Raw genomic sequence first — 14,953 nt, forward strand, 5'->3', positions numbered from 1 at the left:
CGACGAGCTCGACCAGCGAGGTCGACTCGACCAGCGGCATGGGGTCCGGCGGGCTCCTGCGGCTCGCGACGGCCGGCTCCGTGGACGACGGCAAGTCCACGTTGGTTGGGCGCCTGCTGTACGACTCCAAGGCGGTGCTCGCCGATCAGTTGGACGCCGTCGCGCGCGTCAGCGAGGCCAAAGGCCTCGGTCACGTCGACCTCGCGCTGCTCACCGACGGCCTACGGGCCGAGCGGGAGCAGGGCATCACGATCGACGTCGCCTACCGCTACTTCGCGACGGGGCGCCGCACGTTCATCCTCGCCGACTGCCCCGGCCACGTGCAGTACACGCGCAACACCGTCACGGGCTCCTCCACCGCCGACGTGCTGGTGCTGCTCGTCGACGTCCGCAAGGGCGTCCTCGAGCAGACGCGCCGGCACCTCGCCGTCGGCCAGCTGCTGCGCGTCCCGACGATCATCGTGGCGGTCAACAAGGTCGACCTCGTCGGTTACGACCAGGGCGCCTACGAGACCGTCGCCGCCGACATCCATCGCGTCGCCGCCGAGCTGGGCGTGCCCAACCTGGTCACGCTGCCGACGTCGGCGCTGGTCGGCGACAACATCGTCGACCGCTCCCCCCACCTGGACTGGTACGACGGCCCCTCCCTGCTCGAGCTGCTCGAAGCCGCACCGGCGGCGTCCGAGCTGGGGGAGCTGCCCTTCCGCTTCCCCGTGCAGCTCACGCTGCGCCCGCAGGACGCCGCCCCGGAGTTCCGCGACTACCGCGGCTACGCGGGCCAGGTGTCGACGGGGCAGGTGAGCGTGGGCGACGAGGTGGTCGTGCTGCCGATCGGACGCCGCACGCGCGTGACCGGCATCGACACCTTCGACGGCCCGCTGCAGACGGCGTTCGCCCCGCAGTCGGTGACCCTGCGGCTCGCCGACGAGATCGACATCACCCGGGGCGACCTGATCGCGGCGGCCTCCGATGCGCCGGAACCGACCCAGGACCTGGACGGGATGGTCGCCTGGCTCGCCGAGCGTCCGTTGCGCGTCGGCCATAGGGTCCTCGTCAAGCACGGGACGCGGACGGTCCAGGGCATCGTCCGCGACCTGCACGGACGCCTCGACCTTGCCACGCTCACCCCCCAGGCCACCGAGGCGCTCGAGCTCAACGACATCGGCCGCATCAAACTGCGGCTCGCCGCCCCGGTCGCCGCAGACGACTACACACGGTCGCGCCGCACGGGCTCCTTCCTGCTCATCGACCCGCAGTCCGGCGGCACGCTCGCCGCGGGCATGGTGCGCGGGGAGGCGTCCTTCAGCGACCGGGCCGCGATCCAGCCCGACGCCACCCTCAACTGGGTGATCTGAATGAGGCAGTTGGTGGTCATCGCGCTCGTGGGCTTCGCGGCGCAACTCGTCGACGGGGCGCTCGGGATGGGGTATGGGGCGACGTCGAGTTCGTTCCTGCTCGTCGCAGGCCTGACGCCGGTCATGGCCAGCGCCACCGTGCACCTCGCCGAGGTGGGCACCAACGTGGCGTCCGGGGTGTCGCACTGGCGGCTCGGCAACGTCGACTGGCGGCTCGTGGGGCGCATCGGCGTGCCGGGCGCGATCGGGGCCGCCCTGGGGGCGACCGTCCTCGCCCACCTGTCGACGGAGGCGGCCCGCCCGCTGATGGCGATGATCCTCGGCGGACTCGGCATGTACATCATGCTGCGCTACATCTTCCGGCCGCCGCAGGTGTCGGACGCCCGCCGATCCCCCCACCGCAAGCGGTTCCTCGTGCCGCTGGGGCTCGTCGGCGGCTTCGTGGACGCCACCGGCGGCGGCGGGTGGGGACCCATCTCGACGACGACCCTCATGTCGGCCGGCAAGACGGCGCCGCGCACGGTCATCGGCTCGGTCGACACCTCCGAGTTCCTCGTGTCGGCGTCGGCATCCGCCGCGTTCCTCGTCCACCTCGGCCTCCTGGGCGTCGAGTGGCCCCTCGTCCTCGCCCTCCTGCTGGGCGGGATCGTCGCCGCCCCGATCGCCGCGTGGCTCGTGTCGCGCATCCCCGCGCGCACCATGGGGATCGCCGTCGGCGGGCTCATCATCATGACCAACCTGAACACACTGCTGGCCGCCGGCGGCATCGACAAACAGGGCCTCACGCTCGGCTTCGCCGGCTTCGTCGCCGTGTGGTTCGCCCTTGTCATCGCCATGGCGGTGCGCGAGTCCCGCGTGAAGAAGGCCCAGGCGGAAGCACTCGCTGCCGCCGAGGCCGAGTGGTCCATCTGAGCGACTAAGCTGGTCCGTCGAGTGCGTCCACCGCCGCACCACGTCCTGAAGGAAACACCCGTGCCTGTGCAAGTCCAGACCCTCGATCGCGTGGTCATCCGGTTCGCCGGCGACTCCGGCGACGGGATGCAGTTGACGGGGGACCGCTTCACCTCCGACACCGCGAACATCGGCAACGACTTCGCGACCCTGCCCAACTTCCCCGCCGAGATCCGCGCGCCTCAGGGGACGGTCGCGGGCGTGTCGAGCTTCCAGCTGCACTTCGCCGGCAACGACATCAAGACGCCGGGCGACAAGCCGGACGTGCTCGTCGCCATGAATCCCGCCGCACTGCGCGCCAACCTGGGCGACCTGAAGCGTGGCGGCGTCGTGATTGCGGACGCCCACGAGTTCACCAAGCGGTCACTCGCCAAGGTGGGCTACACCAGCGATCCGCTCACCGACGGCACGCTCGAGGACTACCAGGTTCACGCACTCGACCTGACGGGCATGACGGTGGCGTCCGTCGAGCAGTTCAAGCTGGGCCGCAAGGAAGCCTCCCGGGCCAAGAACATGTACGCCCTCGGCCTGCTCACCTGGTTGTACAGCCGGCCCGTGGCGCACACGCTCGACTTCCTCGACCGCAAGTTCGGACGCCGCCCCGAGATCCGCGACTCCAACAAGGCGGCCTTCCTCGCCGGGCACGCCTTCGGCGAGACGACCGAAACCTTCGCGCACCGCTTCGAGATCCCGGCCGCGCCGGCACCCGCCGGCACCTACCGGCAGATCACGGGCAACAAGGCGCTGGCGCTGGGGCTCATGACGGGCGCCGTGCTCGCCGACCTGCCCTTGTTCCTCGGCGCTTACCCGATCACGCCGGCGTCCGACGTGCTCCACGAACTGAGCCGCGCCAAGGACCACGGCGTCACCACCTTCCAGGCGGAGGACGAGATCGCCGCCGCGGGAGCCGCGCTGGGGGCGTCCTATGCGGGCGCGCTCGGCGTCACCACCACGTCGGGGCCGGGCATGGCGCTCAAGAGCGAGACGATCTCACTGGCGGTCATGCTGGAGCAGCCGCTCGTGGTGTGCGACATCCAGCGCGCCGGGCCCGCGACGGGCATGCCGACGAAGACCGAGCAGGCCGACCTGTTCCAGGCGCTGTACGGACGCCACGGCGAGGCCCCCCTGCCGGTGTTGGCGGCGCAGTCGCCGTCCGACTGCTTCGCGACGGCGATCGAGGCGGTGCGGATCGCTCTGCGCTACCGGACGCCGGTGATCGTGCTGAGCGACGGCTACATCGCGAACGGCGCCGAGCCGTGGCTCGTGCCCGACGTGGCCGAGCTGGAGCCAATCGATCCGGAGTTCGCCACCGAGCCGAACGGGCCGGACGGGAGCTTCCTGCCGTACCTGCGCGACGAGCGCCTCGCTCGCCCGTTGGCGCTCCCCGGGACGCCCGGGCTCGAACACCGCATCGGCGGCATCGAGAAGGCCGACGGCACCGGCAACGTGAGCTACGACCCGGCCAACCACGAGCGGATGGTGGCGCTGCGGCAGGCGAAGATCGACGGGATCGTGGCCGACGTGCCCGACCTCGCCGTCGACGACCCGAGCGGCGCGGCCGACGTGCTCGTGCTGGGGTGGGGGTCGACGTGGGGGCCGATCGGGGCCGCGGCGACGCGGGTACGGGCCACCGGCCGCGCGGTGGCCACCGCGCACCTGCGCCACCTGAACCCCCTGCCCGCGAACACGGGCGACGTGCTGCGCGCCTACCGGCGGGTGATCGTGCCGGAGATGAACCTCGGCCAGCTGACGATGCTGCTGCGGGCGAAGTACCTGGTGGATGTGGCCAGCTACACGCGCGTGCGAGGTCTGCCCATCAGCCCCGCCGAGTTGGCACCGCACCTGATCGACCTCATCGACGCGAAGGAGGTCTGAGATGACCGACACGCAACAAGCCGGTCCGTCGACGTCCGGGCTGGACCGGGTGCCGCTCGCGCTGACGCCCGTGAACCGCAAGGACTTCGTCTCCGACCAAGAGGTGCGCTGGTGCCCCGGCTGCGGCGACTACGCCGTGCTGGCCGCCTTCCAGTCGCTCATGCCCGAGCTAGGCATCAAGCGGGAGAACACGGTGATCGTGTCGGGCATCGGGTGCTCGTCGCGGTTCCCGTACTACGTGGACACCTATGGCATGCACTCCATCCACGGGCGGGCGCCGGCGATCGCGACCGGCGTCGCGCTCGCCCGGCCGGACCTGGCGGTGTGGGTCGTGACCGGCGACGGGGACGCGCTGTCGATCGGCGGGAACCATTTCATCCACGCGCTGCGGCGCAACATCAACATCACGATCATGTTGTTCAACAACCGCATCTACGGGCTCACGAAAGGCCAGTTCTCCCCCACGTCGGAGACGGGCAAGGTGACCAAGTCGAGCCCTGCGGGATCGGTGGACCGGCCCTTCAACCCGGTGGCGCTGGCGCTGGGGGCGGGGGCCACCTTCGTGGCCCGCACGATCGATTCCGACCGCAAGCACCTCACCGACGTGCTCACCCAGGCGGTCAACCATCGCGGCGCCTCGCTGGTGGAGATCTACCAGAACTGCCCGATCTTCAACGACGACGCCTTCGCCGGTCTCAAGGAGCCGAACTCGCCGGCGATCGTGCCGCTGGTGCACGGCGAGCCGGTCGTGTTCGCGGGTGGGGAGTTGTGCGTGGTGCGCCGCGCGGACGGGAGCCTGGGCATCGCAGCGGTGGCAGACGTGGACGCCGCCGAGATCGTCGTGCACGACGCGCACGCGGCCGACCCATCGCTTTCGTTCCAGTTGGCACAGCTCACCCAGACCCAAACGCTGACTCGCTCGCCGATCGGGGTGTTCCGGTCCGTTGTGGCGCCGACGTTCGACGACGAGTCGCGTCTGCAGGTACACATGCCGTCCGACCGCCTCGGCGCTCTTCAGGGCTTGGTGACGGGCAACGACACGTGGACGGTCGCCTGAGGCTCCGGGGTCACTGAGGGGACGGGACGGGCACGGGCACGGGCACGGGCAAGGGCACGGGCAAGGGCAAGGACCATGGCACCAGCGATCGGCGGAGGTGCGCTCGGCACTGTCACGCCCACAGCCGGAGTTCTGGCGTGACAGTTCAAGCGCGACACCCGGACGCGCGAGTTGTCTCTCCGACTCGTGGTGAACGATCCGACCGCCTGGGTCGGTGATCCCTACTCCCCCGCGGCGGCGCGCTCGAGATCGGCGATGACGATGCGCTGCATGCTGAACGCCGCCTGCGCGACGCGCCCCATCGCGGCCGGATCGGCCGCCGCCTTCTGGAAGATCTGCATCTGCTGGACCGGGACGATGTCCCACCAGACGCCGAACCGATCCACCAGCCATCCGTTCATACTCGGCGTGCCCCCATGCGCGAGAAGGGCGTCCCAGTAGCGGTCGAACTCGTCTTGGCCGTCGACGACGATCTGCGTGCTCACCCGCTGGGACTGTACGTCGGCGTCCGGGCCGGCGCCGTTGAGCACGACGAAGTGATGACCCAACGCCGTGAAGGTGCACAGCATGACACCGCCCTGGCCGTCTGGCACGGGGCTGAGGTCGCTGGCCCCCAAGGCCTCGGCGTAGAACTCCCCCGCCTCCTTGGCGAGGCCGGTCAGAATGAAGCACGTGGTGGCGGTGGCCATGGGAGTCCTCTCCTCGCATAGTTGCTCTTTGCAACGTGACTTAGAGATTGCCATCATGGTGGTAGCCTGTCAACGGGTTGAGCCACGGAGGTGCGCATGAGGAGCTACGGGCAGTACTGCGGTGTCGCGCGCGCGGCGGACGTGATCGCGGAGCGCTGGGCGCTGCTCATCGTGCGCGACCTCCTCGTCGAGCCACTCCGCTTCGGTCAGCTCCGCGACGGGCTGGGCGCGCCATCGAACATCCTGACCACCCGGCTCAAGGAACTCGAGGCGTCCGGGATCGTCGAACGCGCCGTGGCCCCCGCCCCCGCCCGCGGCGTCTTCTACCGGCTGACCGACTACGGGCGCGACCTCGAGCCGATCGTAGACGCCATCGGCCTGTGGGGCGCGCGCCGCATGGACGCCCCCCGCGAGGGCGAGCAGGTGTCGGACTGGTCGCTGGCGAGCGCCCTGCGGGTGGGTTGGACCGGCGCCTGCACGCGCCGCACGGTGTGGCGCGTCGAGGCGGGGTCCGCGAGCGCGTGGGCCGTCACCGACCCGGACGCCCCCTTGTCCCTCGGCGCCGGTGAGCCGCCCGAGGAGCCGGACGTCACCCTCGGTGGCCCCGGACTGCGCCGGTTCCTGGCCGGACGCCGCCCCGCTGAGGTCGAGGCGTCCGACCCGGCCCTGTTGCCCGAGTTCGCCCGCTGCTTCTGTGTGCCCCTGGACGCCTGAGGGCGCCTCACGCGGTGGGATCGCCCACGTGGCCAGCGAAGAGCACGGTGCGTGTCGGCACGTGGACGAGGGCGAACCCGAACGGGCGGTCGAGGTCGAGCTCATGGACCTCCATCGGGGCGCTCCCCGCCTCCATGCCTGCCGCGGTCGCGGCGGCAGCCTCGAAGCCGTCGGCGTCCACGTCCATGACCGCCGAATGGACGACGAAGCCGATGTGAAGGGCCTCGTCGTCGGTCATGCCGGCGAAGTCGGCACGATAGGGGTCGAAGGCGTCGGTGACGCCGAGGGCCGCCAGCGCGTCGGCGAGGGACAGATCCGACGCCACCCGCCACACCGGCATGCCCAGGGACACCGTGCCTGCGGGGGCATCGAGCACCGCGCCGACCGCAGCTTCGGTGACGACGTGGTCGAGGGTGGCGGCCTCCGGGAGCGGGCCGGCGAGAGGCAGCACGGTGGGCGCATTCGGGCGCAACACGACGAGAGCCACTTCGTCGCCTTCGACGGCGATCGCGGTGCCGGTGAACTGGTCGGTCTCGACCCACGGCCAGTGGCCGCCGCCGACGAGCCAGTCCACATCGACCCGCCCACGCGCCGCGGTGGTGAATGGGTGGGTCTGCCAAGGGGTGAACGGCTCGGCCCAGGCACCCTTGGCGTGCAGTGCATTGACGAGCACCATGCGCGTGTCGGGCGTGATGAGGCCGGGCTCCACGAGCTCCGGGATGAGCCCGGCCGTCCTCTCGGATACCCAGTCGTTGATCTCGGTGCGGACCCGCTCGCCCTCCACCCCGATCGGCTCCCGGCGCAGCGGCGCCCCGAACGCGTCGAGGTGGGCGAGGTAGGCGTCCTTCCACGTGAGCGACTCCTCCGCCCACACCTGGTTGGCACCGGAGAGCTCGAGCCCGGCGGCAGCGTCCAGGGCGTTCCAGACGGTGTTGACAAGGGCCGGGAGCTCGTCGGCCGAGGCGCCGAGGGCCTTCTCGAGCTGCGCACGCGTCGCGCCGCCGGCGCCGCCGGTCACCATCGCAAGGACCGTCCCGATCGACCACGGCGACAGGACCAGGTTCGTCGCCTCCTGCCCGCACGCCCGCACGAGTGCGCCGGCGAGGACGCCGAAGGTCGCGTCCGGAGCTGTGGCCAGCGTGGGCCCGGAGCCGGGCCGGACGGCGGCGTCCGACCCCGAGCCCGGGAGCGAGCAGCCCGCCAGCGCCAGCAGCAGCGAGCCGAGGAGGAGGTCGCGCCGGTTCAGCATGATGGTGTCCTTTCGTCTCCCCCACCACGCACGCCGGCGCCGGCGCGTTGCGTCAGCCGGCTGCGATCAAGTCCTTGAGGGCGGCGGCGTCGTTCGGCAGGTCGACGACCTGGCGGGGCAGATCCTCGATGCCGGCGAAGCGCTCCGGTCGGGGCACGTCGGCGCCGAGCGCCTCGGTGATCGTCGCCGAGAACTTGACCGGCAGGGCGGTCTCCAGGGCGATGATCGGCCGGGCGATCGCCTCGGACGCCCCCAGCCGCCGAGCGACGCCGACGGCGTCCGCGGTGTGCGGGTCGATGACGATGCCGGAGCGGGCGTGCTCGGCGGCGATCGTGGCGATGCGGTCGGCGTGCGTCGAACTGCCCGCCACGAAGCCGAACCGTGCACGCAGGCCCGCGAAGGCGTCCGTGCGGGACAGATCGAACTCGGCGACCATGGGCAACTGGTGGGCGAAGAGGTCGCGCACGGAGGCGGCGTCCCGCCCGAGCAGGTCGAACACGAACCGCTCGAAGTTCGACGCCTTGGAGATGTCCATGCTGGGCGAGCTGGTCTCGTGGGTCTCCGACCGGCCCCGAACGCGGTAGACACCGGTGGCGAAGAACTCGGCGAGCACGTTGTTCTCGTTCGTCGCCAGCAGGAGCGTGTCGATGGGCAGCCCCATCTCGCGGGCGATGTGTCCGGCGCAGATGTTGCCGAAGTTGCCCGACGGCACGGCGAACGTGACCCGGTCGTCGTCGTCGGCGGTGGCGTGCAGCCACAGGGCGATGTAGTACACAACCTGCGCCAACAGCCGTGCCCAGTTGATCGAGTTGACCGCGCCGAGCCGATGACGGGCCTTGAACGTGAGGTCGGCGTTGACGGCCTTGACGAGGTCTTGGCAGTCGTCGAAGACGCCGTCGACGGCGATGTTGACCACGCCCGGATCGTCGAGGCTGAACATCTGCGCCTGCTGGAACGGGCTCATCCGGCCCGCAGGGGTGAGCATGAAGACCTTCAGCCGGTCCTTGCCGAGCATCGCGTACTCGGCGGCCGAGCCCGTGTCGCCGCTCGTCGCGCCCAGAATCGTCAGCGTCTCGTCGCGGCGTTCCAGCTCGTACTCGAACAGTTCACCGAGCACCTGCATGGCCATGTCCTTGAACGCGGCCGTCGGCCCGTTGGAGAGGTGGCCCAGCAGGACGCCCTCCCCCAGGTCGCTCAGGGAGACCACCTCGGCCGCACCGAACTTCTCCGCCGTATAGGCGCGGTCGCAGATGCCGCGCAGATCCGCTGAGGGGATGTCGTCGATATACAGGCCGAGCACCTCGGCGGCCAGGGCCGCGTACCCCGCCTCGCGGAGCAGGGTGCGCCAGGACGCCAGCGTTGCGGCATCCACCTGCGGGTACGACTGGGGCAGGTACAGCCCGCCGTCGGGCGCGAGGCCGGCCAGGAGGATGTCGCAGAACGGCAGCCCGGGGCCACCGGAGGAGTCGCGGGTCGAGACGTAGCGCACCGGCCCAGCCTACCGGCCGGCCCCGGCGACCCGGTCCACGTCCGGGCGGGCGGCAGGCAGGTTCGCGCCCCTGCCAGCCGCGTCAGGCGGCGCCGAACCCCGCCCGCGGCCGGACGGTGCGCGGCCACGGCAGGGTGTCCTCGAGGACGGCCGCCAGCCGCAGCAGCAGAGCGTCCCCGCCGCGGCGTCCGGTGAACATGACGCCGATCGGCAGCTCGACGCCCTCCACGTCGGCCCGCACGAGCGGCAGGCTGAGCGAGGGGCGCCCGGTGAGGTTCGCCACTGACGTCCACGGCGTGAAGTCGACCTGGGCGGCGAAGTCGGCAGCCGGGTCGTCGTCGTCGCGCAGCGCCCCGACGGGCAGGGGCGGCTGGGCGAGGGTCGGCGTCACGACGATGTCGAGACCGGCCCACGCCTGCTCGACGTCCCACGTCAGCCGCTGGATCTCCCCGAGCGCGGCCGCGTACTCCGCCGCCGAGACGGCCTGCCCACGCCGACGCAACCACGAGGTGAGCGGCGTCAGGTCCTCCTCGGCCTCCGGCGGCAGCGGCAGGGACGCCGCCCCCGTGGCCCACACCGCGTCGAACGCGGCCCAGCGGCCCGCGGGGAACGCCCGGGGCGCCGGCACCACCGCGTGGCCGAGATCGGAGAGCACGTCGGCCACCTCCGCCACCGCTGCGCGGCAGGCACGGTGCACCTCGGCCGTCTCGGAGATGACCGGCACGTCGGTGACGCCGATACGCAGCCCCGCGGGCGCCTCGGCCAGCACCGCGAGGAAGCCGTGCCCAGGCGCGAGCACGTCGAGCCCGAGCGCGCTGTCGCGGACCGTCGTCGTGAGGACGCCGTCGGTCACCAGTCCCGGCCCGGGCACCCGGCTCGGCAGCGTGTTGACCAGCCCTCGGGACGGCTTCAGCCCGACCAGGCCACAGCACGCGGCCGGAATGCGGATCGACCCGCCCCCGTCGGACGCGTGCGCCATGGGCACGATGCCGGACGCCACGGCCGCCGCCGCCCCACCGCTCGACCCGCCCGCCATCCGCGTGGTGTCCCACGGCGTCACGGCGGGCGGAAGCGAGTCCGGCTCGGTATAGCAGGGGAACCCAAACTCGGGCGTCGAGGTCTTGCCCAGCGTGATCGAACCGGCCTCGATGAGCCGCCCCGCCACCACGTCCGTCGCGACGCCGACGTGGCCCGCCATCACCTCGGACCCGCCCTCGAAGGGCAGCCCGGCGACCTCGACGAGGTCCTTGATCGGCAGTGGCACGCCGGCCAGCGGGGCGCGTCCCAAGGTTCCGGCGGCGACCGCGGCGTCCACCGCGGCGGCCTGCGTGCAGGCGTGCTCGGCGGCGAGCGACGCGAAGGCTCCCACGACGGGGTTCAGATCGACCGCACGGGCCAGCGCCTCGGTCGTCACCTCCAGCGCGGAGACCTGCCCCGCACGCACCGCGGCGGCCAGGGCGACGGCGTCCATGGCTAGGCCGAACGCTCCACGACGGTGTCGGCGAGCGCGCGCAGCGCCGCCTTCGCAGGCCCCTCGGGCAGCGGGGCCAGGTGCTGCCGGGCCACCGCAGCGCGCCGCTCGATCTCGGCCCGCGCGGCGGCCATCACCGGGTGCGCCCGCAGGCCGGCGAGCGCCTCCGCAACCTCCGCGTCGTCGGCGAGCGGCCGGGACACCAGATCGCGCAGACGGGCGTCTGCCGGATCGTCGCCGGCCAGCAGCATCAGGGTCGGCAGCGTCGGGACGCCCTCGCGCAGGTCGGTGCCCGGGGTCTTGCCGGAGGTGTCGGACGCGATGTCGAGCAGATCGTCGGACAACTGGAACACGACGCCGATCTCCTCACCGAACAGCGCCAACGCCTGCACCACGTCGGCCGGCGCTTCGGCGACCATGCCGCCGAACATCGCCGAGGCGGCGATGAGCGAGCCCGTCTTGTCGGCGATCACGGCCAGGTAGTGGCCGAGCGGGTCTTCGCCGGGCTCGGGACCACGCGTCTCGGCGATCTGGCCCTGCACGAGCCGTGCGAAGGTGTCCGCCTGCAACTCGACGTATTCCGGGCCGAGCTTCGCGACCGTCGACGACGCCCGCGCGAACAGGTAGTCGCCCACGAGGATCGCGACCTCGTTGCCGTAGAGCCGGTTGGCGCTCGCGACCCCGCGCCGCCGGTCGGCCTCGTCCATGACGTCGTCGTGGTAGAGGGACGCCACGTGCGTGAGCTCCACGACGATGGCGGCCTTCTCGACGCGGTCGGGGTCGGCACCGCCGTACAACTGCGAGGCGAGCACGACGAGCATCGGCCGGAACCGCTTGCCGCCGGCAGCGAGCAAGTGCCCCGCCACGTCGGTCACGTAGGCGCTGTCGCCCCTGGCAGCCTCCGCCAGGACACGCTCGACCGCGTCGAGGCGCTCACGAACGGCAGCCTCGAACGCCGGGTCGGCCCCCGGGTAGGTGATGGACGGCACAGAACTCCTTCTCGTGGGCCACCCGCTCAGCGCAGGTAGTTCCCCGCAAACGTAGCAAGCTGCATGACCTGATCGGGCAAGATACCCAGCCAGACCGTGGCGACCGCCCCCACCGCCACCGGGATCCACGTCCACCCGCTGGCCCGCCCGACGAACGTGCCCTTGGCCGGTTCGCCGCCGAACATGACGACGATGACACGCAGGTAGAAGTAGGCGCCCACCAGACTCGCGAGCGCCGCGACGAGGACGAGCCACCAGTAGCCGCCCCGCCACGCGGCGGTGAACACGGCCCACTTGCCGATGAAGCCGCCGGTGAGCGGGATGCCCGCGAAGCTGAGCATGAACAGGCCGAACAGGCCGGCGACGACCGGGTTCTTCTTGGCGAGGCCGGCCCACCCGGCGATGCCGTTCTCCTCGCCCGCCGCGTTGCGCACCAGCGTCACCAGCGCGAAGGCGCCGACGGTCGCGAAGCCGTACGCCGCCAGATAGAAGCTGATGGACGCCGCCGACGTCGCCTGGCCGATGGCCACGAGCTGGTTCGCCCCGACCACCGCGGTCAGGATGAAGCCTGCGTGCGCGATCGAGCTGTAGGCGAGCATGCGCTTGATGTCGGTCTGCGTCAGGGCCGCGACGATGCCGACGACCATGGTGACCGCCGCAACGACCGCGAGCATGGGCTGCCAGGCGAGGCGCTCACCGTCGAGAGCGACGTAGAGCACGCGGAGCAGGGCGCCCATGGCGGCCAGCTTGGTACAGATCGCCATGAACCCGGTGACGGGCGTCGGGGCACCCATGTAGACGTCCGGCGTCCAGCTGTGGAACGGCACGGCACCGATCTTGAAGAGCAGTCCGACGGCGAGCAGGACGAGGCCGGCGAGCAGGATGCCGTCGCCGGCCGTGCCTGCGCGAACCGCGTTGTGGATGCCGGCCAGATCGAGCGTGCCGGAGTAGACGTACAACAGCGCGATGCCCATGAGGAAGAAGGCGGAGCTGAACGCGCCCAGCAGGAAGTACTTGAGGGCGGCCTCCTGGCTGAGCAGGCGCCGCCGGCGCGCCATCGCACAGAGCAGGTAGAGCGGCAGCGAGAAGACCTCGAGCGCCACGAACATCGTGATGAGGTCGGTCGCCGCCAGGAAGACCATCATGCCGCCCACAGCGAACAGGCCGAGGGGGAAGACCTCCGTGTGCTCGTGGCCGGCGCGTGCGCTCTCGGCTTCGTCGACCGACCCCGGCACCGCCGCCGCCGAGGCGGCGAACGTGCTCGCCCCGCCGTTGACCCGCCGCTCGGCGAACACCATGAACGCCAGCAGGCCGAACACGAGCAGAGCTCCCCAGCCGAAGTAGGTGGGCCCGTCGAGCATGAGCGAACCCTCCACCATGGCGCCGACGCGACCTCGGTTCCAGTTCACGACGAGCAGGCCGAGGGCGAGCAGCAGGCTCGCCATCACCAAGGTCACCTGGGCGACGAAGCGCAGGTGCCGCGGCAGCACGGCCTCGAGCAGGATGCCGATGCAGGCGGCCAGGAGCACGAGCACGACGGGCGCGATCGCGACCCAGACGAAGTCGGGTGCGGGCCAGAACCCGGTGGTGGGAATCATCGGCCAACTCCTTCCACGACCGGCGCGGGGTCGGTCATGCCGAGGTGCTGCATGGTGGTAACCGCGGTGGGTTCGACGACATCGACAGCCGGCCCGGGAAAGAAGCCGAGGAGCAGCATGACGCCGATGACCGGCACCATGATCCAGCGCTCGGCACCGGAGAGGTCACGGCCGGTGAACGCCGTCGCGGCCTCGTCGGTGAGCGGCCCGGTCATCGTCAGGCGGTACCAGCGCAGGACGTACACGGCTGCCAGCACGACGCCCAACAGTGCGGCGACGGTTACCACCGGGTTGCGCGACCAAGCGCCGGCGATGACGAGGAACTCGCTCACGAACGTCGACATGCCCGGCAGCGACAGCGCCGACAACCCCGCGAGCAGCAAGACGCCGGCGGCCACCGGGGCGACCTTCTGCACGCCGCCGAACGCGGCGATGTCGGCGCTGCCACGCCGCTTCACGAGGTAGCCGACGACGAGGAACAGGGCCGCCGTCGAGAAGCCATGGTTGAGCATGTAGAACATCGAGCCGGTCAGGCTCGGCGTCGTGAAGCTGTAGATGCCGAGAATCATGAACCCGAAGTGGCTGACCGACGTGTAGGCGACGAGCCGCATCATGTTGCGCGACGCGACGGCGCCGAACGCGCCCCAGAGGATCGAGACGACGGCGAACCACGTCATGAAGGGAGCGATCCACGTGCTCGCCTCGGGAAACAGCGTGAGGCAGAAGCGGATCATGCCGAACGTGCCGATCTTGTCCAGGACGCCGACCAGCAGGGTGGCCGTTCCGGGCGTGGACTGCTCGGCGGCGTCCGGGAGCCACGTGTGCAGCGGCACCATCGGTGCCTTGACGACGAAGGCGACGAGGAAGCCGAGCATGAGCCACCGGCCGACATCGCCGGTGATGTCGGCACCGGCGAGATCGTCCAGCAGGTACGACGGGACGCCGACGGCGCTGGTCACGGCGAAGATGCCGACCACCGAGGCCAGCATGATGAGGCCGCCGGCCAGGCTGAACAGCAGGAACTTGAGGGCGGCGTACGAGCGGCGCGGTCCCCCGAACCCGACCATCATGAAGTAGACGGGGATGAGGGTCGCCTCGAAGAACAGGTAGAACAGCAGCACATCGGTCGCCGTGAAGACGAACAGCGACAGGCCTTCGAGGATCAAGACGAGCGCGAAGTAGACCTGCGCGCTCCAGCGGGCACCGGGCAGGTCCCACTCGGCGATCAGGACGACCGGCGTCAGGATCGCGGTGAGCAGCACCATGGCGACGCCCATGCCGTCGAGGCCGAGCGCCCACCAGGCGCCGAAAGCGCTGATCCACGGCACCTGGACGCTCATGTCGGTGCCCCCGAGGTGCAGGCCGACCACCGCGATCGCGAGCGCCAGGGTCAACAGGCCGGCGCCGAAGCCGAGCAGCCGGGCCGCACCCCTGCCCATGGGCAGCAACAGGAGCAGGCCCGCCACCAGCGGCAGCAGCCCCAACACGGTGAGCCAAGGGAATGTCATCTCAACTC

12 protein-coding genes are annotated in these 14,953 nt (G+C 71.2%); 5 read left to right on the forward strand and 7 right to left on the reverse strand.

Annotation, left to right across the window (positions count from 1 at the left end):
- The first annotated feature begins 38 nt into the window (after positions 1 to 38).
- From Q1K57_RS00325 to Q1K57_RS00340, 4 genes are read left to right on the forward strand one after another with little or no spacing between them, the layout of a single operon-like run.
- Positions 39 to 1,355 (forward strand): GTP-binding protein, encoded by a 1,317-nt coding sequence (locus tag Q1K57_RS00325; protein WP_300077601.1) that lies wholly within the window; start codon positions 39 to 41, stop codon positions 1,353 to 1,355.
- Complete coding sequence (locus tag Q1K57_RS00330; protein ID WP_300077512.1) at positions 1,356 to 2,267, forward strand: sulfite exporter TauE/SafE family protein; 912 nt, start codon at positions 1,356 to 1,358, stop codon at positions 2,265 to 2,267. It abuts the gene before it with no gap.
- A gap of 60 nt (positions 2,268 to 2,327) precedes the next feature.
- A complete protein-coding gene (locus Q1K57_RS00335) occupies positions 2,328 to 4,181 on the forward strand; it encodes a 2-oxoacid:acceptor oxidoreductase subunit alpha (protein ID WP_300077515.1) in 1,854 nt (617 codons plus the stop codon).
- A 1-nt stretch (position 4,182) separates the two neighbouring features.
- Complete coding sequence (locus Q1K57_RS00340) at positions 4,183 to 5,238, forward strand: 2-oxoacid:ferredoxin oxidoreductase subunit beta (protein WP_300077518.1); 1,056 nt, start codon at positions 4,183 to 4,185, stop codon at positions 5,236 to 5,238.
- Between the two features lie 221 nt (positions 5,239 to 5,459).
- On the opposite strand, the gene Q1K57_RS00345 is transcribed toward Q1K57_RS00340, so the two are convergent.
- Entirely contained in the window at positions 5,460 to 5,927 is a 468-nt protein-coding gene (locus Q1K57_RS00345; RefSeq protein WP_300077520.1) for a VOC family protein, read from the reverse strand.
- Positions 5,928 to 6,023: 96 nt separating this feature from the next.
- Here Q1K57_RS00345 and Q1K57_RS00350 point away from each other — a divergent pair, with 96 nt between their 5' ends.
- Positions 6,024 to 6,641, forward strand: coding sequence for a helix-turn-helix domain-containing protein (locus Q1K57_RS00350; protein WP_300077523.1), 618 nt, complete (start codon positions 6,024 to 6,026; stop codon positions 6,639 to 6,641).
- A 7-nt stretch (positions 6,642 to 6,648) separates the two neighbouring features.
- Here Q1K57_RS00350 and Q1K57_RS00355 read toward each other — a convergent pair whose 3' ends face one another.
- The 6 genes from Q1K57_RS00355 to Q1K57_RS00380 form a co-directional block, all read right to left on the reverse strand.
- Entirely contained in the window at positions 6,649 to 7,890 is a 1,242-nt protein-coding gene (locus Q1K57_RS00355; RefSeq protein ID WP_300077526.1) for a serpin family protein, read from the reverse strand.
- Between the two features lie 52 nt (positions 7,891 to 7,942).
- Positions 7,943 to 9,379, reverse strand: a complete 1,437-nt coding sequence (gene thrC, locus Q1K57_RS00360) for a threonine synthase (protein ID WP_300077529.1) — start codon at positions 9,377 to 9,379, stop codon at positions 7,943 to 7,945.
- A gap of 82 nt (positions 9,380 to 9,461) precedes the next feature.
- Positions 9,462 to 10,850, reverse strand: a complete 1,389-nt coding sequence (locus tag Q1K57_RS00365) for an amidase (RefSeq protein WP_300077532.1) — start codon at positions 10,848 to 10,850, stop codon at positions 9,462 to 9,464.
- A gap of 2 nt (positions 10,851 to 10,852) precedes the next feature.
- Positions 10,853 to 11,758 carry a polyprenyl synthetase family protein gene (locus tag Q1K57_RS00370; protein WP_300077604.1) on the reverse strand — a complete coding sequence of 302 codons (906 nt, stop codon included), beginning with the start codon at positions 11,756 to 11,758 and terminating at the stop codon, positions 10,853 to 10,855.
- 107 nt (positions 11,759 to 11,865) lie between these two features.
- Complete coding sequence (nuoN, locus tag Q1K57_RS00375; RefSeq protein ID WP_300077535.1) at positions 11,866 to 13,437, reverse strand: NADH-quinone oxidoreductase subunit NuoN; 1,572 nt, start codon at positions 13,435 to 13,437, stop codon at positions 11,866 to 11,868.
- Complete coding sequence (locus Q1K57_RS00380; RefSeq protein WP_300077538.1) at positions 13,434 to 14,945, reverse strand: NADH-quinone oxidoreductase subunit M; 1,512 nt, start codon at positions 14,943 to 14,945, stop codon at positions 13,434 to 13,436. Before Q1K57_RS00380 ends, nuoN begins: the two co-directional genes overlap by 4 nt.
- Positions 14,946 to 14,953 lie beyond the last annotated feature (8 nt).

It is taken from the genome of Propioniciclava sp. (assembly GCF_029977985.1).
GTDB lineage: Bacteria > Actinomycetota > Actinomycetes > Propionibacteriales > Propionibacteriaceae > Propioniciclava.